Source organism: Pseudomonas sp. BYT-1 (assembly GCF_023611805.1).
GTDB lineage: Bacteria > Pseudomonadota > Gammaproteobacteria > Pseudomonadales > Pseudomonadaceae > Aquipseudomonas > Aquipseudomonas guariconensis.
The window spans coordinates 4,707,076-4,730,376 of the sequence record NZ_CP072559.1 but is presented as its reverse complement, the minus strand read 5'-3'; the positions used below and the strand labels follow the sequence as shown (position 1 = coordinate 4,730,376).

The following is a 23,301-nucleotide window of genomic DNA, read 5'->3' as shown; positions in this document are numbered from 1 at the left end:
GTGGTTGTGCTGGCCCTTTCGCGGGTCCTTGTGCGCTCGACCTGTTCGACGATCATGAGCAATTCTTGAGTTGATCTCAAATTTAATGAGTTTGTCTCACAATGGCTCAGCCGGGAAAATTCCCTCATTCAATTTCAAGATTTCTGAGGGATAAGACATGGCACTGGCGCACAACCTGGGCTTTCCGCGTATCGGTCGGGACCGCGAACTGAAGAAGGCCCAGGAGGCGTTCTGGAAGGGCGAGCTGGACGAAGCCGGCCTGCGCGCCGTGGGCCAGGCGCTGCGGGCCGCCCACTGGCAGGTGCAGAAGGACGCCGGGATCGAGCTGCTGCCGGTCGGCGATTTCGCTTGGTACGACCAGGTGCTGACCCATTCGCTGACCTTCGGCGTGATCCCGGCCCGCTTCGCTGGCCACGAGGGTGCCAAGCCGTCCCTGAACACCCTGTTCGCCATGGCGCGAGGCGTCAGCGACAGCTGCTGTGGCGGTGGCCACGCCCAGGAAATGACCAAATGGTTCGACACCAACTACCACTACCTGGTCCCGGAGTTCACCGCTGACCAAGCGTTCGCCCTGAGCTGGGAGCAGTTGTTCGAGGAAGTGGACGAGGCCAAGGCCCTGGGCCACGCAGTCAAGCCGGTGGTGATCGGCCCACTGACTTACCTATGGTTGGGCAAGACCAAGGGCGCCGATTTCGACAAGCTCGAGCTGGTGGATCGCCTGTTGCCGCTGTACGACCAGATCTTCAACCGCCTGGCCGCCCAAGGTGTGGAGTGGGTGCAGATCGATGAGCCGATCCTGGCGCTGGATCTGCCCCAGGATTGGAAGAACGCCTACGAGCGCGTCTACAACATCCTGCAGCGCGCGCCGCTGAAAAAGCTGGTCGCCACCTACTTTGGCGGCCTGGAAGACAACCTGGGCCTGGCGGCCAACCTGCCGGTCGATGGCCTGCACATCGACCTGGTGCGGGCGCCGGAGCAGTTCCCGACCATCCTCGACCGCCTGCCGGCCTACAAGATCCTCTCCCTGGGCGTGGTCAACGGCCGCAATGTGTGGCGCTGCGACCTGGACAAGGCCTTGGACGTGCTGCGTTACGCCGCCGAGCGCCTGGGCGATCGCCTGTGGGTGGCGCCGTCGTGCTCGCTGCTGCACAGCCCGGTGGACCTGGCCCGCGAAGATCAGCTCGATGCCGAGCTCAAGAGCTGGCTGGCCTTCGCCGTGCAGAAGTGCCAGGAAGTGGCGTTGCTGGCCAAGGCGATCAACACGCCCGAGGCCGATGAGGTGATCGCGGCGCTGGCCCAGAGCCGCGCCGTGCAGGCCAGCCGCGCCACGTCGCCGCGCATTCACAAGCCGGCGGTACAGGCTCGCGTAGCGGCGATCCAGCCCAAGGACAGCCAGCGTCAGTCGCCCTTCGCGCAGCGCATCGCCAAGCAGCGGGCGGGGCTCGATCTGCCGGCGTTTCCCACCACGACCATTGGCTCGTTCCCACAGACCTCTGCGATCCGCCTGGCGCGCCAGGCGTTCAAGCAGGGCACGCTGACCGAGGCCGACTATGTCGAAGCCATGCAGAGCGAGATCCGCCATGCCGTGCAGATCCAGGAACACCTCGGCCTGGATGTGCTGGTGCACGGCGAGGCCGAGCGCAACGACATGGTCGAGTACTTCGCCGAGCAGCTCGAGGGCTACGCTTTCACCCGCTTCGGCTGGGTGCAGAGCTATGGCTCGCGCTGCGTGAAGCCGGCGGTGATCTTCGGCGACCTGAGCCGGCCGAAGGCCATGACTGTCGGCTGGATCCAGTACGCCCAGGGGCTGACCGACAAGGTGATGAAGGGCATGCTGACGGGCCCTGTGACCCTGCTGATGTGGTCCTTCCCACGGGAGGATGTGAGCCGCGAAGTCCAGGCCCGCCAGCTGGCATTGGCGATCCGCGACGAGGTGCTGGACCTGGAGGCGGCGGGCATCAAGATCGTGCAGATCGACGAAGCCGCCTTCCGCGAAGGCCTGCCGCTGCGCCGTGGCGCCTGGCCGCACTACCTGGAATGGGCCACCGAAGCCTTCCGCCTCTGCGCCTCGGGCGTGCGTGACGAGACGCAGATCCACACCCACATGTGCTACAGCGAGTTCAACGATGTGATCGAGTCGATCGCGGCCATGGACGCCGATGTGATCACCATCGAGACCTCGCGTTCGGACATGGAACTGCTGAAGGCCTTCGAGCGCTTCGACTACCCGAACGAGATCGGCCCTGGCGTGTACGACATCCACTCACCGCGCGTGCCGAGCAAGGACGACATCATCGGGCTGCTGAACAAGGCGGCCCAGCGTATCCCCGCCGAGCGCCTGTGGGTCAACCCGGACTGCGGCCTGAAGACCCGTGCCTGGCTGGAGACCGAGGCGGCGCTGGTCAACATGGTGGCCGCGGCGCGGGAGTTGCGCCGTACGGCACTGGCCTGATTCGAGCCCTGAGCTGACGCTACATCGCGATCGATGTAGCGTTTTTTTTGTGCCGGCACGAGAGACGAAGTCGCGCTCGACAGGGTAGTGGCACATTAGTAGCATCCATGCCCGCGATGGAGGCACCCCACCGATCGCGGCCTCCCCCCATGGATGATTGTTCGATGCAAAAGAGCGGATACCTGTGCCTGGCGTTCATGATCGCCGTCGGCTTCCCGAGTTTTTTCCTCGATCGTGAGCTGATGATCGCTTCATTGCTCGCGATTGCGGCCTTCTCGTTTGGCTACTTCGTGTTCTACCTCATCCGCCACAAGCTCTATCACGGGATGCTGCAGGGCATCTTGCTGTCGCTGTTGGTGATCGCTTTCAGCTTCGTGCCGGTGTTGGGCTGGATCGTGCTCATTGGCTTTGTGCTCTACAACATCGCCAAGGCGGTGGAGGGGCTCAAGGTCCTGGTGCCGGACGTGCTGGTCAGTGCGCTGATCTATGGGCTGCTGACGGCACGGGTGGCGTTCGATGTGCGTGACCTGTTGGCCATCTCGGTCTTGGCGATGATCTATCTGTGCGTGTGCGTGCAGTACTGCCGCCGCCTACAGGGGCTGGGCACGGAGCTGGCGCTGTTCAAGATGAGCATCATGTGGCTGTCGATTCCGTTCGTGGTGCTGACCATCGTGTCCATCGTCTCGGCGCTGGGCAATCTGTTCCGCACTGTCAGCTCGACCTTCACCCGCACGATACTGACGCCCCAGACGGTCTCGGCCCATATGCGCGCGGGCGTTCAAGTGGCCGAGTACACCCGCCATGTGCAGAGCTCCGTGACGCAAACCGTGACCCAGGTGCTGCCGGGTGCAGGCGCCACCATTGCGGGGGCCTCGGGTGGCCTGGCGAGCGATGTGAAGCAGGCCAAGGGCAAGGTGTGAGGCCCAGGCCATAGGGGGCGCTCTGCGCCCCCCGGGCGATGGATCAGCGTTCGATCGCCAGTGCCACGCCTTGCCCGCCGCCGATGCACAACGTCGCCAGGCCTTTCTTGGCGTCACGCTTGATCATTTCGTGCAGCAGGGTCACCAGCACGCGGCAGCCCGAAGCACCGATGGGGTGGCCCAGGGCGATGGCGCCGCCGTTGACGTTGACGCGCTCGGCGTTCCACTCCAGCGCCTTGCCCACGGCCAGGGCCTGGGCGGCGAAGGCTTCGTTGGCCTCGATCAGGTCCAGCTCGCCCAGTTGCCAGCCGGCTTTGTCCAGGCAGCGCTGGGTGGCCGAGACAGGGCCGATGCCCATGATCGCCGGGTCCACGCCTGCACTGGCGTAGGCGCTGATCTTCGCCAGCACCGGCAGGCCCAGGGCCTTGGCCTTGTTCGCGCTCATCAGCAGCACCGCGGCGGCGCCGTCGTTGAGGCTGGAGGCGTTGCCGGCGGTGACGCTGCCGTCTTTCTTGAAGGCCGGGCGCAGTTTACCCAGGGCTTCGGCGGTGGTGCCGGGGCGCGGTTGCTCGTCGGTGTCGAACACCAGCGGCTCGCCTTTTTTCTGCGGCAGGACGATCGGGGTGATCTCATCCTTGAAGCGGCCCGCCTCGATGGCGGCCACCGCCTTGCGCTGGGACTCGGCGGCAAAGGCGTCCTGCTGCTCGCGGGTGAGGCTGTATTTTTCCACCAGGTTCTCGGCGGTGATGCCCATGTGGTAGTCGTTGAAGGCATCCCACAGGCCGTCGGTGATCATGGTGTCGACCAGTTGGCCGTGGCCCATGCGCTGGCCGGTACGGGCCGAGGGCAGGACGTAGGGCGCAAGGCTCATGTTCTCCTGGCCACCGGCGATCACCACCTCGGCGTCGCCGCAGCGGATGGCCTGGGCAGCCAGGTGCAGGGCCTTGAGGCCCGAGCCGCAGACCTTGTTCAAGGTCAGGGCGGGCACGCTGTAGGGCAGGCCGGCCTTGATCGCGGCCTGGCGCGCCGGGTTCTGGCCGGCGCCGGCGGTCAGCACCTGGCCGAGGATCACTTCGTCGACCTGGGCCGGGTCCAGTTGGGTCTGCTCCAGCAGGCGCTTGATGACGGCGGCGCCCAGGTCCACAGCGGGCACATTGGCCAGGGCACCCTGGAAGCTGCCGATGGCGGTACGGGTGGCGGCGACGATGACCACGTCGTTCATCTTGTTGTTCTCCGTGCAAGGGGTGGACGCCGGCTCGGCGTATTACCGGCAGCATCGGCGGGTTTGGTTCATTTGTTAAGTTTGTTTTTCTTTTGCATTGATCTGAAATTCAAATCAATGGAGTCGTTTCAGGGCGTCCAAAGGCCGCTGGCACTAAGCTTGGCTTCAGCTTCGCGTCGCACACTGCGGTTTCCAAAAACAAAACGGAGCTTCCCGTCATGCGCCAGATCCTGATCGCCACTGCCTTGATTTTCGCCAGTGCCAGCGCCTTCGCCGAACCCAAGTGCACCACTGCCGAGCGCAGCACCTGGCAGGACGCCGACCAGTTCCAGGCCCAGCTCAAGGAGCAGGGTTACCGCATCAACAAGTTCAAGATCACCAAGGGCAACTGCTACGAGATCTACGGCTTCGACAAGGACGGACGCAAGGTCGAGATCTACCACGACCCGGTGAGCGGCAAGGCGGTCAAGAGCGAGATCCATGACTGATGGCCAGCGTGCGGCTCTGGGACCCCTTGCTCAGGTGCTGCCACTGGTCGCTGGTGTTCGTGTTCTTCGCCAACTCGTTCTTCAACGAGGAAGGTGACGACTGGCACCAGTGGTTGGGCTACTACGCACTCGGTGTGGTGATCGTGCGCCTGGTGTGGGGCTTCGTCGGGCCGCGCAGTGCGCGCTGGGCGGACTTCTGGCCGACCCCGACGCGCCTTGCGGCGCATGCCCGGGCCTTGCGGCGGGGTGAGCATTACCAGCGGCTGGGTCATACGCCGATCGGCGCACTGGTGATGGTGCTGATGCTCGCCTGCGTCGTAGGGCTGGGAGTGACCGGCTGGCTGTCCCAGGAGGTAGACGCCCTGTGGGGCGTCGATTGGCCCAACGATGTGCACAGCTTCCTGGCCAACGCGCTGCTGGCGCTGGTCTGCGTGCACCTGCTCGCGGCACTGGTCGAAAGCCTGCGCCTGAAGGAAAACCTGCCCCTGTCGATGCTCACCGGGCGACGGCGTCAGCCCCACGACCCGCGATGACTGCACGCCTGAGCGCCAGGTTGTTTTTGAATCGCGCCAATCACCCCCGTAATATGTGTCGGATAACCTGCGGGGGTAGTCTCACCCTCTGATCAAACGGAACCGTCCCCTGCGGCGCGCTTCCTCGGCACAAACCTGAAGAGGTACAGACATTGGCCATCATTCATCCTAAGGTTCGCGGTTTCATCTGCACCACGACTCACCCGAAGGGCTGCGAGCTCAACGTCCGTGACCAGATCGAAGCCACCCGCAAGCTGGGCGTGCGCGAGGATGGTCCGAAGAAGGTCTTGGTCATCGGCGCATCCAGCGGCTACGGCCTGGCGGCACGCATCACCGCAGCCTTCGGCTTCAAGGCCGACACTCTGGGCGTGTTCTTCGAAAAGCCGGGCACCGAGACCAAGGCCGGTACCGCGGGTTGGTACAACGCCGCTGCCTTCGACAAGTTCGCCAAGCAAGCCGGCCTGTACAGCAAGTCGATCAACGGCGATGCCTTCTCCGACGAAGCCCGCGCCAAGGTCATCGAGCTGATCAAGAACGAAATGGGCGGCAAGGTCGACCTGGTCGTCTACTCCCTGGCCTCGCCCGTACGCAAGCTGCCGCAGACCGGTGAACTGGTGCGCTCGGCACTCAAGCCGATCGGCCAGCCGTACAAGTCGACCGCCATCGACACCAACAAGGACACCATCATCGAGGCCAGCATCGAGCCGGCCACCGAGCAGGAAATCGCCGACACCGTCACCGTCATGGGTGGCCAGGACTGGCAGCTGTGGATCGACGCCCTGAGCCAAGCCGACGTGCTGGCCGAAGGCGCACGCACCGTGGCTTTCAGCTACATCGGCACCGAAATCACCTGGCCGATCTACTGGCACGGCGCCCTGGGCCAGGCCAAGCAGGACCTGGACGAAACCGCCCTGCGCCTGGACAAGAAGCTGGCCAGCGAAATCAAGGGCGGCGCCAACGTAGCGGTGCTCAAGTCGGTGGTCACCCAGGCCAGCTCGGCCATTCCGGTGATGCCGCTGTACTTGTCGATGGTCTTCAAGATCATGCAGGAGAAGGGCGTTCACGAAGGCACCCAGGACCAGCTGGACCGCATGTTCCGCGACCGCATGTACCGCGCCGACGGCGCACCGATGCCGGTGGACGAGAAGGCCCGCCTGCGTCTGGACGACTGGGAACTGCGCGACGACGTTCAGGACGCCTGCAAGGCCCTGTGGCCGCAAGTGACCACCGAGAACCTGTTCCAGCTGACCGACTATGCCGGTTACAAGAAGCAGTTCCTCAATCTGTTCGGCTTCGAGCGTGCTGACGTCAACTACGACGAAGACGTCGCCACCGATGTGAAGTTCGACTGCATCGAGCTGTAAGCCTGTCGCCCCACCGTTGGGGCGATACTCGCTGAAGCCTGCAAGCCCTCTCGCAGGCTTCGCCAGTGCCCACACGCGCAGCGCCTTCCAGGTGTTGCGCGGGCTCCGTGGGAGCAGGTGTAGCCTGCGACGGGCTGCGCAGCGGCTCCTGCTAGGGGATGGCTGAAGACGCTTTTTTTGCTAGCGTTGGCGCACCACTGCAGGGAGCGCGTCATGAGCAGCCTGACCCAGCCCGCCACCGCCTTTCGCCACAGTACCGCCGACGGCTACAGCCTCGGAGGCTTCCTCTGGCGCCACGCTTCCCCCGACCCCCAGCGCCCGCTGGTGATCATCAATGCCGCCACCTCGGTGCGCTGCCGTTACTACTCGCGTTTTGCCGACTACCTGTTCGCCCAGGGCTTCGACGTGCTGACCTACGACTACCGGGGCATCGGCGAGTCGCGGCCGGCTTCGCTGCGCGGCTTCAAGGCGTCGTGGAGCGACTGGGGGCGGCTGGACTTCGAGGCGATGCTGCAATTGGCCGCCGAGCGCTTCGCGGGCCAGCCGGTGGATGTGGTGGCGCACAGTTTCGGCGGCTGTGCGGTAGGGCTCGCGCCGTCCGGCGGGCGGGTACGACGGGTGGTGATGGTCGGCGCACAGTTCGCTTATTGGCGCGACTACGCGGCGAACGAGCGCTGGCGGCTGGTAGGTAAATGGCACGTGGTGATGCCGTTGCTGACCCGACTGTGCGGGTATTTCCCGGGCAAGCGCCTGGGTTGGATGGAGGACACGCCGGCGGGTGTGGTGCACGACTGGACCACTCGCACGCCGCGCTACGAGCAACGTCCGAGCGGGCGGACACTGGCGCAATTGCCGTTCGCCCAGGTGCAGGCCGCGACGTTGGCGATCAGCCTCACGGACGACCCGTTCGGGACCGTGGCGGCGACCGAGCGGTTACTGGGCTACCTGCAGCACGCCGAGCGGCGGCACCTGCGGTTGGCGCCTGGAGATATCTCGGTCGCGCAGATCGGGCATTTCGCGTTCTTCCATGACCGCTTCCGCGAGACGCTCTGGCCGATTGCCCTGGCCTGGTTGCAGCAGGGCAGGCTGCCTGAAGCGGTACCGGGACGGATCATCAGCTGAGGTGGCCTGGGCCGCAAAGCGGCCCCGGCGATATCAGGCGTTACGCTTGAGCGGCTGCTCGGCGAAGGTGACGCCGGCCAGCCCGTGCTTGATCAGTGCACGGATGTTGCCATGGTCGCTGCCTTCGGGGGTGGCCAGCACGCTGCGGTAGTGCTCGCCAAACGCCAACAAGGCTTCCTGGTCGCTCAAGCCTTCGAGCAGGGCCAGGCCCAGGGTCTTGCACGAGCCTTCGTTCTGGCCGGCGGCGTTCTCGACGCCACCATTGCTGAAGGCCTGGGGCTGGTAGCTGTAGTTCGCGGCGATGAACGCCAGGGTGTCGGCGAAAACATGCTCGCCGCTGGCGAGGCTGTTACGCAGGGTGGACAGATCAGTCACGTGGCTTTCCTTTTTCGAACGCCGCTTGTTGGTCGGCGCTGGCTTCTTTCTGGTACTGGGCTTTCCAATCGGCATAGGGCATGCCGTAGACCTTCTCGCGGGCATCGTCCAGGCTGACGTCGATCTGGCGCTCGTCGGCGGCGGCCTTGTACCACTTGGACAGGCAGTTGCGGCAGAAGCCGGAGAGGTTCATCAGGTCGATGTTCTGCACGTCGGTGCGCTTTTGCAGGTGTTCGACCAGGCGCCGGAACGCGGCGGCCTCGAGTTCGAGCTGTTGTTGCGGGGTCATGGGGCTTCCCTCAGGTCATGCGGTTCTTCAGGTGGCGGCCACCGTTGATGACCACCTGGCTGCCGGTGCTGTACTGGCTTTCGAGCAGGAACATCACCGCCTCGATCAGCGGGCGGGCGCCGGGCTCGAACTCCAGCAGGGCTTTTTTCAGGGTCTGCTGGCGGTAGGCGTCGTCGCCACCTTCCTTGAGGATCAGCAGGCCCGGCAGGATACCGTTGACGCGCACCTTCGGCGCGTATTTTTCGGCGAACGACAGCACCATGTTCTGCAGCGCGGCCTTGGTCGCGGCGTAGCCGATGTGGCTCTTGCTGCCGCGTGAGGAAGTTTCGTCGCAGATGTGGATGATGTCGGCCTTCTCGACCTTGCCTAGCAAATCGCCCAGGGCCAGGTTGAGGTGATAGGGCGCCTCGACGTGCAGGCGGAACATGGTCTGCAGGTTGTCCAGGCCATCGTCCAGCCACAGCGAGGCGTTGTGGATGATCGCGCGCAAGCCGTCGTAATGGCTTTGCAGGTACTCGATCAGCGCCTGGCGGTCGGCCTCCTGGCACAGGTCGGCGCGAAACTGCACGATGTTCGGGTGGGGCGTTTGTGGGTGAATGCTGCGGCTGGCGCTGACCACCGTATGGCCGGCCTGTGCCAGTTCAAGGGCCAGGGCCAGCCCGACGCGCTGGCTGGCGCCGGTGACGAGGATTGGGCTGTTCATGATCGGGGCGTCAACTTGTCTGTCCTTGCATTGATGCCCCAGCATACCCGAACTGTTTCGCTCTTGTGCGGCTGCGCCTCAGCGGCTGCGCAGCCCGCGCGATGCCTGGCCGGTGGCAGGTACTGTTGGGTTCAGCCAGCCGGCCAGCAGACGGGTGGACAGCGGGATGAACAGATAGACCATCACCGGCGTCAGGGCCAGGGTGCTGATCAGTACCCGTGGCAGCAGATCCAGCGGCGCCAGCCAGTGGCCGAACAGCACGTTGAACAGCAGCGAGACCGGAAAGAATGCCAGCCAGATGGCGGTTGCTTGCTTCCAGCGTGGCGGTTTTTGCACTGTATTGGTGCCGAACCAGTCGTCCAGGCCGCTGACGCGCCTCTCTTTGGGGCGCTCGAACAGGCCGTCGCCACGTTGCAGCCAGGCCCGACGCGAGGCCGAATGCTCCCAGGCGTGCAGAGTGGATTCGTTGGTGAAGCGGAAGATGATCTGGAACTCATCGCCCTCGGCCGGTGGCGCGAGGATGCCCGAGCCCAAATAGCCGGGGAAGTCGGTGGCCAACTGCTCGCCTTCATGAAGCCAGGCCAGCAGGTCCTGGTAACGGCCATGGGCGGCGCGGCGCGACACCATCAGGGTGACGGGAGGGGTAGACATCGTGTATCTCCTGGCGACGGGGCTGGCGGGTAGCTGGCCCCTAGGCTTACGTCGCCCGGGGTGGTGGGCGATGCGAGCAGGCTTGCAAGAATCGGGCACGGATTATCGCTCAGGATTCGTGACCGGACAGTGTCAGCCGGCGGATGGTTGCACTGACCTGGCGGAGTGTCCCGGCGTAGAATGCAGAATCTGAAACAAGAGGCGTTGTCCGTGCACATCAATGATCAGGTGGCCACCTCGGCCGGCCTGGAACACCAAGAGCTGTTCCCCATTCGCGAAGTGGCCCGGCTGACCGGTGTCAACCCTGTGACCCTGCGCGCTTGGGAGCGCCGCTACGGGTTGATCCAGCCCACCCGCACCGACAGTGGCCATCGTCTCTATTCCCAGGCCGATATCGACGATATCCGCAGCATCCTCGGCTGGCTGGAGCGTGGCGTGGCGGTGAGCAAGGTGGGCAGTATCCTGGCCCGCAATCAGGGCGTGACGCAGGATGGCCAAGGCGCCGGCAATGCCGAGGAGCTGGCCGGCTGGCGCGGCCAGGTGCAGGAGGCGACCCAGCGTTTCGATGGCCTGGCACTGGAACGGTTGTTCGACCAAGTGTTTGCCTGCCATGCCCTGGACGCGGTGTTCGATGAGGTCTTCATGCCTGTCTGGCGCGGCTTGCGAGCGGGGCAGGGCAGTTTTGGCCGGGTCAGTGAGTGGTTGTTCCTCGACCAGTTTTTGCGAGGCAAGGTGCTGCTGCGACTGCAGCTGTCGCGCGGGCCCTGGAGCCAGCGCGTGGTGCTGGCGCCGTTGTCGGGCCAATGCCATGAGCTGGAGTTGCTGGTGGCGGGGCTGTTGCTGGGCAGCGACGAGGTGGGCGTCACGGTGCTGGCGACCGGGCAGCCCATGGAGGAGCTGGCGCTGGTGTGCGAGCGCCTCGCGCCCGATGCCTTGGTGATGTTCTCCCATCAGCCCCCCACTCAGGCGCTGGGCAAGCGCCTGGCGCGGCTGACCCTCGGCGTTGGGTGTCCGGTGGTGCTGGCGGGGGAGGTGGCGGAGCTGGCCCAGGAACAGCTGGGCGGTAGCCCGGTCGCCTGCCTTGGCGCGCAAGGCAGCCTGATGCGCAGGCGCTTGCGCCAATACCTGGCCGGGCAGTTGGATACTTAGGCGTGCATCTGCTGATGGGCCTGGAGGATGTACTCGCGCAGGCGCTCGAGGTCGTCGGCCGGGCTGCGGGACAGGTCGTAGGCGGCCAGGTCCGGGCCGATGCGCCGGCGCAGCACGCCTTTGAGGCGGATGGGTTCGATGCCCTCGGGGGCGAAGTTCAGGGCGAAGCGCACCGGCGCCTCGGGTAGATCCCGCACTTGCACCAAGGTGCCTTTGGAGGAAATGTCCCGGATCCACAGGCCGCTCTGCTTGCCATGGGTATCCAGCAGCGGGGCCGGCTGCTCCAGCGAAAGACGCCAAGGGCGCGGGGTGGGGCCTTCTTCGAAGATTTCAGGCGAACCCACCTGCAGATGCACGGCATGGAACTCGTCTTCGACCAGCTGCAGCGGGAAGCTGATCTGCTGGTTGTTGTACTGGGCCTGAAGCGTGACTTGCTCATTAGCCACCAGGCGGGCGAGCAGTTCCTGCACATGGCGGTCGCCATTGACCAGCAGACTCGACATGGAGTCGGACACATTGAACTGGGGCGAATGCTGCATGTCCTGGATGAAATCCAGTTCGTCCTGGGTCAGGAGGGCATGTGCTTGCATGATCGGGCTCGAAGGTAGCGATTTCTTCAAGGGGATTGACCGCGCGCAAAGCGCTTCGTTCAGCTACGTTCGTCGGATTCCAGCGCGTGCAGCCGGGCCTGCGCTTGGGCCAGTGCCCGCTCCAGTTCTACCTGACGGCTGACGTCCTTCTGGATGCCGATGAAATAAGTGCGCTGGTCGGCGGGGTTGTGCACCGGCGTGATCGACAGCTCGTTCCAGAAGGCGCTGCCATCTTTGCGGTAGTTGCGCAGCACCTCCCGGCATGGCCGGCCTTCGGTCAGGGCCCTGCGGATTCGCGCGCGGCCGAGTTGGTCGCGATCATCGGCCTGCAGGAAGCGGCAGTCCTGGTAGAGAATTTCGTTGCGGGCATAGCCAGTCAGGCGTTCGAACGCTGCGTTCACGTAGATCAGGATGGTGTCGTCGCCTTCCTGTTCGGCGACCACGATTCCGTCGTTCGACGCATCGATCATCGATTGCAGCAGTTGCGCGTTGATCATGTCCGGGCCTTGGGCAAGCGGGGGACTTTGGTGGGAGTGCGGCCTTTTGCCACGGGTGAATGCTAGTATCCTACGTTTTCACTCAGTTTCGGAATCCTCTGCCCGATGAAAGTCGCCATTATTTCAGGCTCGGTGTATGGCACCGCCGAAGAAGTCGCCCGTCACGCCGAGTCTGTGCTCAAAGCCGCCGGTTTCGATGCCTGGCATGCCGCCCGTGCCAACCTCCAAGACCTGCAGGGCTTTGCCCCGGATGCTTTGCTGGCCGTGACCTCCACCACTGGCATGGGCGAGCTGCCGGACAACCTGATGCCGCTGTACAGCACGATCCGCGACACTCTGCCGGCGGCCTGGCGAGGATTGCCCGGCGCGGTGATCGGCTTGGGCGATTCCAGCTATGGCGATACCTACTGCGGTGGTGGCGAGCAGATGCGCGAGCTGTTTGCCGAACTGGGCGTGCGGGAAGTACTCCCGATGCTGCGCTTGGATGCCAGCGAGACCGTGACCCCCGAGGCTGATGCCGAGCCGTGGCTGGCTGAGCTGGCGGCGGCGCTCAAGGTTTGATACGGGCGCATACCTAACACGGCCCGTTCGCGGGTGAACCCCTACAAGCTCAACGCAATCCTTGTGGGCGCGGGTTTACCCGCGAACAGGACGTCGCCGCGGCTACAGGCCTGACGCAGGCCGTTCGCGCACCAACTGCAACCACGCCTGTGCTGCTTTCGACAGGTAGGCCCCACGGCGCCAGATGAACGCGATGTCCCAGCGCAGATCCGGTGGGTTCAATGGCACCCGCACCACGCCTGGACGTTCCAGAGCCCGCGCCACGACCCGCGGCAGCAGCACCACCCCTTGCCCGGCCGCCACCAGCGCGGCCAGAAAGTCCGCTTGCCCGCTGCGTCCCCCTTCCTTGGGCGTGAAACCTAGTTGTTGGCAGGCACCGAGCAGCCGGTCATTGAGCACGAAACTGCGCTGATACAGCAGAAATGGTGTGTCCGCCAACTGCAGCAACTCGATCTGGAGCTCCTTCGCCAAGGCATGCGCCTGGGGCAACAGCGCATCGAGCGGCTCATCGCAGAATGGCTGGTACTCGAACGCCGGGTCCGTGGGCGTGATGCAACCGCCCAGCTCCAGTTCGCCACTGCTGACAGCCTGTTCCACCGTGCGGCTGCCGCCCTCGATCAGCTGGATCGAAATGTTCGGGTGACGCCGCCGGTATTCGGCGAACAAACCGGCGAACAGCGCATCGCTGCCCAGCAGCGGCAAACCCAGGCGCAGTTCGCCGCGGGCCATCTGGCTGAGATCGTCCAGCTCGTTTTGCAGCTCCTGGCGCTGGCGCAGCAATGCCTCGCCGCGTGCCAGGACGATGCGCCCGGCGGCGGTCAGGTGCAATTGCGAGCCTTGGCGCTCCAGCAAGGGCTGACCTAGGGCCTGCTCGAGTTGCGCGACTTGTTTGCTCACGGCGGACTGGCTGATGTGCAGGGTCTGCGCCGCCTGGGTGAAGCCCCCGCGGTGCACGACTTCGATGAAGCTGCGAAGCTGCTTGAATTCCATGTTTCGAATTCCGTTTTGGAATGGCGATCAGTCTAACAATTCGCTTCTGGCCTAGGCAGGGCAAATCTAGAATGGACCCCAGCCGAGGACCCTTCCCAATGAAACCCGCCTTACTGAAAAAATACCTGCGCCTGCTCGTCGAGCTGGCGGTCCTGCTTGCCTTGTTTCTGCTCGGCGGCCAGCTTTCCACTTGGCTGGGATGGCCGATCCCGGGTGGGGTGATGGGCTTGGCCTTGCTCCTGCTGTTGTTCGCCTGCGGCGTGCTCAAACCTGCCACCTTGCAGGCCGGCGCGGGTTGGTTGATGGCTGAAATGCTGCTGTTTTTCATTCCGGCGCTGATGAGCCTGCTGGACTACGGTGGCCTGCTGCGCAGCGAGGGTTGGCGCATCCTGCTGGTGATCGCAGTGAGCACCCTGATGGTGATGGTGGTGACCGCCGTCACGGTGGAACTGGTCTGCCGCTGGAGGCTGCGCCATGAGCCTTGAGCCAATGCCGTTGTTCTGGCTTGTCCTGACCCTTGTTGCTTACTTGGGCAGCCGCTGGCTGTACCGGCGCAGTGGGCGCTATGTCCTGTCGCCGCTGATTCTGGTGCCGGCATTGCTGTTGGCGGTGGCCGTGCCGCTGCACACTGCGTATGCCGAGTACGCGCGCGACACCCACTGGTTGATGGGCGTGCTGGGCCCGGTGACCGTGGCCTTCGCGGTGCCGATCTGGCAGCAGCGGATGATGCTGGCGCGCCATTGGCCGGCGCTGCTGGTGGGCATGCTGGCCGGTAGCATGGCTTCGATCGCCAGCTCCTGGGGCCTGGCGCACCTGCTGGCACTCGACAATGCGGTGAGCCGGTCGTTGTTGCCGCGCTCGATCACCACGCCCTTTGCCATGCCCTTGGCCCAAGACCTGGGCGGCGTGCCGGAGCTGACGGCGGTGTTCGTCATGTTCACCGGCGTACTTGGCGCCATGTTCGGGGGCGTGTTGCTGCGCGTGCTGCCTTTGCGTACGCCCCTGGCCCGTGGCGCGCTGTTTGGCGTCGGTGCCCATGGCGCCGGGGTCAGTCGGGCGCAGGAGGTGGGCCGTGAGGAAGGCTCGGTGGCCGGCTTGGTCATGGTGCTCACCGGCCTGCTCAACCTGTTCGCCGGCCCCCTGTTGGCAAGACTGCTGTGACCGTTCGTGCCCCTGACCCGCAAAGCCAGCAAGCTGGCTGCCAACGCAAGTTTCGTCGCCCGGTGTGCTGGCTAGACTGAGCCTCGACATAGAGAGCACATGTAAGTGCCGAGGTAACTTGCAATGAACGCAGCCCTGCCTTATGACGCCAACACTTATCTACCGGGACAACACTGATGCCACTGGCCGAAATACCATTGTGCGTCTGGCGTACCCGAGCTCAGAGTTTTGCCTTTCGGGGCCAGACCATCCGCTACTGGACAGCAGGGCAGGGAGAGCCACTGCTTCTACTTCACGGTTTCCCCACGGCCAGCTGGGATTGGCACTACCTGTGGGTACCCTTGACCCAGCGCTTTCGTGTGGTCGCTTGCGACATGCTCGGCTTTGGCGACTCGGCCAAGCCGCTGGACCATGACTACAGCCTGATGGAGCAAGCCGACCTGCAACAGGCCTTGCTCGCCCATCTGAACATCGATCAGCCTGTACATCTGCTGGCCCACGACTACGGCGGCACCGTTGCCCAGGAGTTGCTGGCGCGCCACTGTGAACAACGCATCGAGATCGCCAGCTGCGTGTTCCTCAACAGTGGGCTGTTCCCAGAGTGCTACCAGGTCTTGCTGGTGCAAAAGCTGCTGCTCAGCCCCCTAGGCTGGCTGGTGTCCCGCAGCTTTGGGCGCGATGACCTGGTGCGCAACGTCAGCCATATCTATGGCCCTTGCACGCACCCGAGCGAAAGTGCCCTGGATGATTATTGGAGTCTGATCGTTGCCAATCGCGGCACGCGCATCCTGCACAAGCTGATCGGTTACCTGCCCGAGCGACGCCTGCACCGTGAGCGCTGGGTGGGCGCCTTGCTGCGACGATGTGTACCGCTGCGTTTCATCAATGGCGTGGCCGATCCGCTGTCAGGCGCGCGGATGCTCGAGCGCTACCGGCAGTTGGTACCCGATCCCGACACCGTGGCGCTGCCGGGCATTGGGCACTATCCCCACACCGAGGCTCCGCAACAGGTGCTGCGCCATTACCTGTCGTTTCGTGAACAGCCGATGATCGAGGCGCCACGCAAGGTGGCCTGGTCCTAGGGGGTTGCAGGCATAAAAAAGGCCGCTGCATCGCAGCGGCCAATCGAGACGTTAGATCAAGGAGCTTCAAAATCAACGTCGGTGAACCTTGGTGGCCCGAAAGGCTGGGGGGCGCCTTCGTACCGATCCAATGCCGTAAGAATAGGTGTATCTCGAGGTGGGAAAAACACCTCCTTGTGACATTCACCTTTACATTGCCGGTGATAATCCTTCCCCTCGTCTCGAGGCTCATTGCGGCGTTTTCAGTAGGTTCTTCAGGTCTGAACGTAGGTTAGTACACCTGCATTTCCATCAGCTTTGTTCTTTCTGATTTCTGCACATTGCGATTTCCTACATTGCATTGAGACAGAAGTCATGAATTTTCCCTTGACCTTTCCTTCCACGGTCTCGCCTGTCGCTGGCCAGGATGTCCTGAGCGCTTTGGTCGTGTTGACCATGATGATGCAGGGCGAAGTTGCGCTTGCGCCCGGCTTGCCGCCTCGTGTCACGCCTGTCGACGATCCCGAGCGGTGGCTGGACGAACATTGGCAGGTCAAAAGCGATCACTGGTGGATGGAGCAGTCCCCGCTGCTGAATGAACAGCTTCGGGCGTTGCTGACTCTGCAGGTGCGAGCCCGTGCCTTGCGTCGTGGCGCTCCCAGACAGGACATCGAAGCTCTGCTGCCAGACGCTGATCCCGTCTTTGCATCCGTCTCACTGAAGACGAAAGAGGGTGAGCTGGTGCGTATTCCTGGCTTTGTGGCGTTGTGCGATAACCCCTATGACGATGAGCTGTCTTTCGTCCTCTACGGCTTGGGGGCCGGTGTCTGGTTCGATAGCCATCAACGTATGGTCGAGACATTGGTCCGCTACCTGCGGGCGGATAATTGCTGGACACAGGGTCTGCCCGCCCGAGCGCGTGCGGCCCTGACGGACACCACGTCCGTGGAGCTGGTGTTGAGGCCGCTGCGGAGTCGACCTGAGGTGTATCTGCTTGAAGATATGCAGTTGCTGCAACGCCGGCTGGTCATCGACGGGCTTGCTGCTGAGCCTGAAAACGGTGAGGGTGCCGTTGCCCTTGTGCCCTTGTTCGAACAACTCCAAGCAAGCGTGGCCGATGCCGTCGGTGCTTTGCGCAAGGACCTGGCGCCGCAGTGGTTGCGACACCTGTCGCCTGCCGAGCGCGAGCGGTTGGCGAAGCTGCATCAGGCTGTGAACGAAACCGAGCGCCAACTGGCCGAGCAAACTCAGCACAGTGACTTCTACACCTATGCCAGCCAGCAACTTGACGCTTGGTTGACCGCTAAAGGGTTTGCGCAATTGTCTGCCGAACAGGTACGACTGCATGTCAGACACGACTTCACAGCGGATGCGCCGCCGCAAATGGTTTCACTGCTCGAATGGGTCTGTGGCGGTGCTTACCATGGCAAGCGCCTGGCAATGACGATCCAGCACGAGGGCCTGCGCAAGGCCCTGGGCGACCAAGGCGTATGGTCGCTCGCCAATGAATTACAGCTGCATCGAGGTTATGTCGAGCACGTCGAGCAGACCTATGCCCTCGACGAAAACCGCTATCTGCTGAGCAGAGCGCTGGATGCCAGGCTGCAACTCGCCAGGCAGGCGGCGGACTTCCAGGGCCTTGATCGCAGAGCGGTGCGGTTGCTCGAGCAGGCCACACAGGACACATGGGCGCAGCGCTCCGGAACAAGCACCATCACGGTGGCCCTGTTGTCCATCAATGGCGAAATGCTTCTGACCGATCATCTGTACATCTACAGCGATGATATCCATGTGCTCTATGCGCCCGGGTCGCCGGCGGGCGATCTGCAAGCGTTCAACTCACCTGGGCAGATGAGTTTCGCGCTGGGGGCACTGACGGCCATGCCTGCGGGGCGCGACTACCTCGTCGAGCGTGTCCGCCATGCCGACCGTCCTGCGTTGAATCGATATCTGACGCGTATAGCCAGCCTGCCTCAGGAATGGTCACGCGAGACGATCATCCTGCATCCGCAGGACATTGACGGCTGGCAGCAGGTGATCCAGCACTGGACCGAGTTGAGGGTGATGAAGATTCTCGACGATCTCGAAGAGATCCGGCCGGTGGTACCTGCCAGGCCGGACGGGACGCTGCAACGACGCGTGGACGACATCGACCACGAGTTGCGCGTGCTGATGACGGATTACCAGGCAGCTGCCCAGGTGCCGACGTTCATGGCCTATGCCCGTGACCGCGTGAGCGAGCGCATCAATCGTTTCCCGGGTAAGAAGGAGGGATGGATCGATGCCGATACCGTTCTGGTCGAGCTGGAGCATGGCGTTCGTCAGTCCTTGACCCAAGTGGTGGCCAGCGGATACCCCGCGGATTTCAATTTCAGGGACTTCGCCAGGCTGACGTCGACCGTGGGCCAGGACCTGTCCCATTTGAGCAACCGAGCGATCGATGGTTACATCCGGGCCGCCAGGCTCGGTGAGGGGTACTGCGATGAGATCCGCAAGAGTTATCTCGACCCGGACGCAGATGCCCAGTCCAGGCCGCTGGAGCTGCATCGCCACATCACAGGCATGAAAATTCAACGCGATTGTCTGGTGGAGCTGCAGAGCGGACGCCTCAGCGACGCGCATGCCGACTGGCTGAAACCGGTCTGCATGGCATTTCATCGGGGCAGTTTCGTCGACGATTGCAAATTGGCAATGCTGAAGATCAACGGGGCCGCTGTAGTCGGTGGGTACCTGCTGCAGTCGCCCCAGGCCAAGGGCACTTTGGTCTATCTCAGCGATGGGCCTGGTGGGCGGTACCTTTATACGGTCGAGGATTTTGTCGAGCAGTGGCGAAGCGATGCTCTGCAGGACTGGGTCTACGCGCATGTCTCGATTGACGATGAACTGTTGATCCGCGAACTCAATGAGAGCGTGCGAAACGATGACTTCGCCGATGCGTCAGAAAGCAAGGGAAATGCGAGGATCGCCCGGTCGTTGCAGGTGCTGTACAACATCCGGGATCTTTCGGTTGCTCTACGCCAGCGTATACAGCGCTTGCTGGCCGATGCGAAACGCGATGCCTACAGCGCGGCGAGGCGTATCACCCAAGAGGTGTTCTGGCTGGTCGGTCTGGTGGCGGATGTCATCGCCTTGGCGTTCCCGCCGGCGCGAATCGTTCTGGGCTTCATCAAGGCCGGCGCTGGGTTCTACCGCAGCCTCGCGGCGTTGCGTGATGGCGATAAGACGGCAGCACTGTTATCCCTGCTCGGAGCCGTCGCCAGCTTGCCCGGGATTACGGATGTGGTGAAGTTCTATGGTACCCAGCTGGTTGATCGAGGCAGCAAACTCTGGTCGACGTTGTTTCCTGGGGAGTCATCCGCACTGAGTCTGTGGGTGAAGAACCAAGTCGAGGCACTCAAAGCGTTCTATGAGCGGCATGAGGTGTTCAAGGAGCTTGGCTCGGGTGCTTTCCAACCGTTGAATAAACGATTCGAGGAAGAGTTGTCGTGGTATACGCAACTGGTTGCTTCCACAGAGCAATCAGCCCCTCGTCAGTTCACCTGAGGCCGCCATCGGGGTCAGGGACGGCACCTCAACGCATGAGCTAGGCCTCTGGCTCATACCCCATACGCTTGCTGACGGCGCCTGCCGCCGCCAGCAAGCGCTTCGCCGCCGGTCCCTGTTCGTCGGCATGGAAGATCGACGTCGGACCGACCACCGTCATCACCGCGGCAATCTGGCCCATGGCGTTGAACACCGGCGCGGACAGCGCGTCCACGCCGGGCATCAGCAAACCGTGCACGTGATGCAGCCCGCGTGCACGGATCTGGGCCAGCACGGGCTCGTAGTCGCTGAATGACTGGTCCATGGCGGCCAGCTCCTGGTCGCGCAGTTCCACTGTCTCGCGTTCGGGCAGGTGGGCGGCGAACACCAGGCCTGTGGACGAACTGAGCAGCGGCAGGACCGAGCCGATCTGCGTGACCACCGTCACCGCGCGCACCGCAGGCTCGATGCTGACCACCGTCGCCCCCTGATTGCCCCACACCGCAATGAAACAGCTTTCGTTGAGCTCGTCGCGCAGTTGCGACAGGGGCAGCGCCGCGACCTTCAGCACGTCGATGCTACCCAGCGCCGCCATGCCCACCCGCAGTGCCTCACGGCCCAGCCCATAATGGTTGGTGGCAGGATCCTGCTCGGCGAAGCCGCTGGCGATCAGCGCCTGCAAGTAGCGATGCACCTTGCTCGCCGGCATGTCCACGTGTTCGGCCAGTCGCGACAGCGACGTGGATGGAGAGAGTTCGGCAAGGGCTTTGAGAATGTCGGTGCCGACTTCCGCCGAGCGGACCTTCTGCTTGCCGTTATCGGCAGGGGAGCTGGCTTTGGCCATGGGATGGGAATCCAGGGGAGACAGGTGGGCGTCTTTATAGCTTGACGCCTTTCGGCAATCAAATTACGTTATTCGTAATCTGATTACGATAAAAACAATGCAGACGCGCTGCAACGCCTGGAGTACTCACCGGAACGCGCCGGACAGGGCCAGCAGCCAGCTGCCAGCAACGGCTCTCATCGAGCCCGGAGGCACCCGATGAATCTCGATTCTTCCCCTGATCTTCAGTACCTGAGCGGCTTCGGCAACGAGTTCGCCAGTGAAGCGCTGCCCGGCGCCCTGCCGGTCGGGCAGAACTCCCCACAGAAAGCCCCTTACGGCCTGTACGCCGAACTGCTCTCGGGTACCGCGTTCACCATGGCCCGCAGCGAGCTGCGTCGTACCTGGCTGTACCGCATCCGTCCCTCGGCGCTGCACCCGCGCTTCGAGCGTCTGGAGCGTCAACCGCTGACCGGCCCGCTGGGCCAGATCACCCCCAACCGCCTGCGCTGGAGCCCCCAGCCGATCCCGTCCGAGCCCACCGATTTCATCGAAGGCTGGCTGCCGATGGTGGCCAACTCGGCCTCGGAGAAGCCGGCTGGCGTGAGCATCTACATCTATCGTGCCAATCGTTCCATGGAACGGGTGTTCTTCAATGCCGACGGCGAACTGCTACTGGTGCCGGAGCAAGGCCGCCTGCGCATCGCCACCGAACTGGGGGTGATGGAAGTCGAGCCGCTGGAGATCGCCGTGATCCCTCGGGGCATGAAGTTCCGCGTCGAGCTGCTCGACGGCCAGGCCCGTGGCTACATTGCCGAGAACCATGGTGCCCCGCTGCGCATCCCGGACCTGGGCCCGATCGGCAGCAATGGCCTGGCCAACCCGCGTGACTTCCTGACCCCAGTGGCGCGCTACGAAGAGGTCAGCGGGCCAGTGCAACTGGTGCAGAAGTTCCTCGGCGAACACTGGGCCTGCGAACTGCAGCACTCGCCGCTGGATGTGGTCGCCTGGCACGGCAGCAACGTGCCGTATAAGTACGACCTGCGTCGCTTCAATACCATCGGCACGGTCAGCTTCGACCATCCCGATCCTTCCATCTTCACCGTGCTCACCTCGCCGACCAGCGTCCACGGCATGGCCAACATGGACTTCGTGATCTTCCCGCCACGCTGGATGGTGGCCGAGAACACCTTCCGTCCACCTTGGTTCCACCGCAACCTGATGAACGAATTCATGGGCCTGATCCAGGGGGCCTACGACGCCAAGGCTGAAGGTTTCCTGCCGGGCGGTGCCTCGCTGCACGGTGTGATGAGCGCCCACGGGCCAGACGCCGAAACCTGCGAGAAGGCCATCGCCGCGGACCTGGCGCCGCACAAGATCGACAACACCATGGCATTCATGTTCGAGACCAGCCAGGTGCTGCGTCCGAGCCGTCATGCCCTCGAGTGCCCGCAACTGCAGGCCGACTACGATAGTTGCTGGGCCACCTTGCCGAGCACCTTCAACCCGAATCGGAGATAACCCATGAACCAGACCGCCATCGCCCGTAGCTGGGTCGAGCACGCCAACGGGCACAGCGACTTCCCGTTGCAGAACCTGCCCCTGGGCATCTTCAGCCGTCCAGGCCAGGCACCGCGTTGTGGCGTAGCCATCGGTGACGCGATCCTCGATCTGGAAGCCGTGCTGGGCGCCGGCCTGTTCGACGGCCAGGCCAAGGTCGCTGCCGAAGCCACCCGAGGCGGCGCGCTGAATGCGTTCTTCGCCCTGGGCCGTGAAGCCCGTGTGGCCTTGCGCGAGCGTTTGATGGTGCTGCTGGGCGAGCACAGCGAGCATCAAGCGGCCTTGAAGGCTGCCCTGTATCCGGCCAGCGATTGCCAACTGCACCTGCCTGCGAAGATCGGCGACTACACCGACTTCTACGTAGGCATCGAACACGCCAAGAACGTGGGCAAGCTGTTCCGCCCGGACAACCCGCTGCTGCCCAACTACAAATACGTGCCGATCGGTTACCACGGCCGTGCCTCCACCATCCGTCCCTCTGGTACCGACGTGCGCCGTCCCAAGGGCCAGACCCTGCCGGCCGGGCAGACCGAACCGAACTTCGGCCCGTGTGCGCGCCTGGACTACGAGCTGGAATTGGGCATCTGGATCGGCCAAGGCAACGACATGGGCCAGCCCATCCCGGTGAGCGACGCCGCTGAGCATGTGGCCGGCTACTGCCTGCTCAACGACTGGTCCGCGCGCGATATCCAGGCCTGGGAATACCAGCCACTGGGCCCGTTCCTGTCCAAGAGCTTCATCACCAGCATCTCGCCCTGGGTGGTTACCGCCGAAGCCCTCGAGCCGTTCCGTTGCGCCCAGGCGCCGCGTCCTGAAGGCGACCCGCAGCCCCTGTCCTACCTGCTGGACAAGCGTGACCAGGACGCGGGTGCCTTCGATATCGAACTGGAAGTGCTGCTGGTTACCGAGAAGATGCGCGAGCAGGGCCTGCCAGCCCATCGCCTGACCCTGAGCAACACCCGCAGCATGTACTGGACCGTGGCCCAGATGGTGGCTCACCACAGTGTCAACGGTTGCCAGTTGCAGCCGGGTGACCTGTTCGGTTCGGGCACGCTGTCCGGCGCCACGCCCGGCTCGTTCGGCAGCCTTCTGGAGATCACCGAAGGTGGCAAGCATCCGGTGGAGCTGGCCAGCGGCGAGGTGCGCAAGTTCCTGGAGGACGGCGACGAGATCATCCTGCGTGCCCGCTGCATCCGTGACGGCGTGGCGAGCATCGGCTTCGGCGAATGCCGCGGCAAGATCATCTCGGCCAACTGAGAGGTCAGGGC

23 protein-coding genes are annotated in these 23,301 nt (G+C 63.7%); 14 read left to right on the top strand and 9 right to left on the bottom strand.

The genetic code is table 11. The features are described 5' to 3' along the window. Positions 1 to 157: 157 nt before the first annotated feature. Together metE and J5X93_RS22095 are read left to right on the top strand one after the other, a co-directional pair. A complete protein-coding gene (gene metE / locus J5X93_RS22100; protein WP_250033984.1) occupies positions 158 to 2,452 on the top strand; it encodes a 5-methyltetrahydropteroyltriglutamate--homocysteine S-methyltransferase in 2,295 nt (764 codons plus the stop codon). A gap of 164 nt (positions 2,453 to 2,616) precedes the next feature. After that, entirely contained in the window at positions 2,617 to 3,372 is a 756-nt protein-coding gene (locus tag J5X93_RS22095) for a hypothetical protein (RefSeq protein WP_043209614.1), read from the top strand. 43 nt (positions 3,373 to 3,415) lie between these two features. Here the strand turns inward: J5X93_RS22095 and J5X93_RS22090 are convergent, their stop codons facing one another. Then, on the bottom strand, positions 3,416 to 4,594 hold the full coding sequence (locus tag J5X93_RS22090) for an acetyl-CoA C-acetyltransferase (protein WP_043209612.1): 1,179 nt from the start codon (positions 4,592 to 4,594) through the stop codon (positions 3,416 to 3,418). Positions 4,595 to 4,812: 218 nt separating this feature from the next. Here J5X93_RS22090 and J5X93_RS22085 point away from each other — a divergent pair, with 218 nt between their 5' ends. The 4 genes from J5X93_RS22085 (at position 4,813) to J5X93_RS22070 (ending at position 8,101) form a co-directional block, all read left to right on the top strand. Beyond that, entirely contained in the window at positions 4,813 to 5,082 is a 270-nt protein-coding gene (locus tag J5X93_RS22085) for a PepSY domain-containing protein (protein ID WP_043209611.1), read from the top strand. Beyond that, complete coding sequence (locus J5X93_RS22080) at positions 5,082 to 5,615, top strand: cytochrome b/b6 domain-containing protein (RefSeq protein WP_090346818.1); 534 nt, start codon at positions 5,082 to 5,084, stop codon at positions 5,613 to 5,615. The genes J5X93_RS22085 and J5X93_RS22080 overlap by 1 nt, the downstream gene beginning before the upstream one ends. A 152-nt stretch (positions 5,616 to 5,767) precedes the next feature. Next, positions 5,768 to 6,979, top strand: coding sequence for an enoyl-ACP reductase FabV (fabV, locus tag J5X93_RS22075; RefSeq protein ID WP_070576356.1), 1,212 nt, complete (start codon positions 5,768 to 5,770; stop codon positions 6,977 to 6,979). 213 nt (positions 6,980 to 7,192) lie between these two features. Further along, positions 7,193 to 8,101, top strand: coding sequence for an alpha/beta hydrolase family protein (locus J5X93_RS22070; protein ID WP_090346819.1), 909 nt, complete (start codon positions 7,193 to 7,195; stop codon positions 8,099 to 8,101). Positions 8,102 to 8,134: 33 nt separating this feature from the next. Here the strand turns inward: J5X93_RS22070 and J5X93_RS22065 are convergent, their stop codons facing one another. The 4 genes from J5X93_RS22065 to J5X93_RS22050 all read right to left on the bottom strand — a co-directional run bounded on the left by J5X93_RS22065 (position 8,135) and on the right by J5X93_RS22050 (position 10,119). Next, a complete protein-coding gene (locus tag J5X93_RS22065; protein ID WP_043209605.1) occupies positions 8,135 to 8,476 on the bottom strand; it encodes a HopJ type III effector protein in 342 nt (113 codons plus the stop codon). Then, positions 8,469 to 8,765: a DUF1244 domain-containing protein gene (locus J5X93_RS22060; RefSeq protein ID WP_043209604.1), complete on the bottom strand. Its 297-nt coding sequence runs from the start codon at positions 8,763 to 8,765 to the stop codon at positions 8,469 to 8,471. The genes J5X93_RS22065 and J5X93_RS22060 overlap by 8 nt, the downstream gene beginning before the upstream one ends. A gap of 10 nt (positions 8,766 to 8,775) precedes the next feature. Next, on the bottom strand, positions 8,776 to 9,468 hold the full coding sequence (folM, locus tag J5X93_RS22055) for a dihydromonapterin reductase (RefSeq protein WP_043209603.1): 693 nt from the start codon (positions 9,466 to 9,468) through the stop codon (positions 8,776 to 8,778). A 78-nt stretch (positions 9,469 to 9,546) separates the two neighbouring features. Beyond that, positions 9,547 to 10,119, bottom strand: coding sequence for a putative antibiotic biosynthesis monooxygenase (locus J5X93_RS22050; RefSeq protein WP_043209601.1), 573 nt, complete (start codon positions 10,117 to 10,119; stop codon positions 9,547 to 9,549). Between the two features lie 180 nt (positions 10,120 to 10,299). Between J5X93_RS22050 and J5X93_RS22045 the strand changes: the two genes are divergently transcribed. Next, positions 10,300 to 11,268: a MerR family transcriptional regulator gene (locus tag J5X93_RS22045; protein WP_090346821.1), complete on the top strand. Its 969-nt coding sequence runs from the start codon at positions 10,300 to 10,302 to the stop codon at positions 11,266 to 11,268. On the opposite strand, the gene J5X93_RS22040 is transcribed toward J5X93_RS22045, so the two are convergent. Beyond that, positions 11,265 to 11,858 (bottom strand): hypothetical protein, encoded by a 594-nt coding sequence (locus tag J5X93_RS22040; RefSeq protein WP_043209597.1) that lies wholly within the window; start codon positions 11,856 to 11,858, stop codon positions 11,265 to 11,267. The genes J5X93_RS22045 and J5X93_RS22040 overlap by 4 nt on opposite strands. A 59-nt stretch (positions 11,859 to 11,917) precedes the next feature. Next, positions 11,918 to 12,355: a PAS domain S-box protein gene (locus J5X93_RS22035; RefSeq protein ID WP_043209595.1), complete on the bottom strand. Its 438-nt coding sequence runs from the start codon at positions 12,353 to 12,355 to the stop codon at positions 11,918 to 11,920. A gap of 105 nt (positions 12,356 to 12,460) precedes the next feature. Here J5X93_RS22035 and J5X93_RS22030 point away from each other — a divergent pair, with 105 nt between their 5' ends. Next, positions 12,461 to 12,916 carry a flavodoxin gene (locus J5X93_RS22030; RefSeq protein WP_043209593.1) on the top strand — a complete coding sequence of 152 codons (456 nt, stop codon included), beginning with the start codon at positions 12,461 to 12,463 and terminating at the stop codon, positions 12,914 to 12,916. Positions 12,917 to 13,018: 102 nt separating this feature from the next. On the opposite strand, the gene J5X93_RS22025 is transcribed toward J5X93_RS22030, so the two are convergent. After that, complete coding sequence (locus J5X93_RS22025; RefSeq protein WP_090346823.1) at positions 13,019 to 13,906, bottom strand: LysR family transcriptional regulator; 888 nt, start codon at positions 13,904 to 13,906, stop codon at positions 13,019 to 13,021. A 98-nt stretch (positions 13,907 to 14,004) separates the two neighbouring features. On the opposite strand from J5X93_RS22025, the gene J5X93_RS22020 reads away from it, so the two are divergent. The 4 genes from J5X93_RS22020 (at position 14,005) to J5X93_RS22005 (ending at position 19,671) form a co-directional block, all read left to right on the top strand. Then, positions 14,005 to 14,391 (top strand): CidA/LrgA family protein, encoded by a 387-nt coding sequence (locus tag J5X93_RS22020; RefSeq protein ID WP_043209588.1) that lies wholly within the window; start codon positions 14,005 to 14,007, stop codon positions 14,389 to 14,391. Continuing rightward, positions 14,381 to 15,067, top strand: coding sequence for an LrgB family protein (locus J5X93_RS22015; protein ID WP_070576323.1), 687 nt, complete (start codon positions 14,381 to 14,383; stop codon positions 15,065 to 15,067). Before J5X93_RS22020 ends, J5X93_RS22015 begins: the two co-directional genes overlap by 11 nt. Positions 15,068 to 15,243: 176 nt before the next feature. After that, positions 15,244 to 16,149: an alpha/beta fold hydrolase gene (locus tag J5X93_RS22010; RefSeq protein ID WP_250033983.1), complete on the top strand. Its 906-nt coding sequence runs from the start codon at positions 15,244 to 15,246 to the stop codon at positions 16,147 to 16,149. 354 nt (positions 16,150 to 16,503) lie between these two features. Further along, positions 16,504 to 19,671, top strand: coding sequence for a dermonecrotic toxin domain-containing protein (locus J5X93_RS22005; RefSeq protein WP_250033981.1), 3,168 nt, complete (start codon positions 16,504 to 16,506; stop codon positions 19,669 to 19,671). Between the two features lie 40 nt (positions 19,672 to 19,711). On the opposite strand, the gene J5X93_RS22000 is transcribed toward J5X93_RS22005, so the two are convergent. Then, positions 19,712 to 20,494, bottom strand: coding sequence for an IclR family transcriptional regulator (locus J5X93_RS22000; protein ID WP_043209580.1), 783 nt, complete (start codon positions 20,492 to 20,494; stop codon positions 19,712 to 19,714). 198 nt (positions 20,495 to 20,692) lie between these two features. On the opposite strand from J5X93_RS22000, the gene hmgA reads away from it, so the two are divergent. After that, positions 20,693 to 21,994, top strand: a complete 1,302-nt coding sequence (gene hmgA / locus J5X93_RS21995) for a homogentisate 1,2-dioxygenase (protein ID WP_043209578.1) — start codon at positions 20,693 to 20,695, stop codon at positions 21,992 to 21,994. Positions 21,995 to 21,997: 3 nt separating this feature from the next. Beyond that, a complete protein-coding gene (gene fahA, locus J5X93_RS21990) occupies positions 21,998 to 23,290 on the top strand; it encodes a fumarylacetoacetase (protein WP_250033980.1) in 1,293 nt (430 codons plus the stop codon). Positions 23,291 to 23,301: the final 11 nt, after the last annotated feature.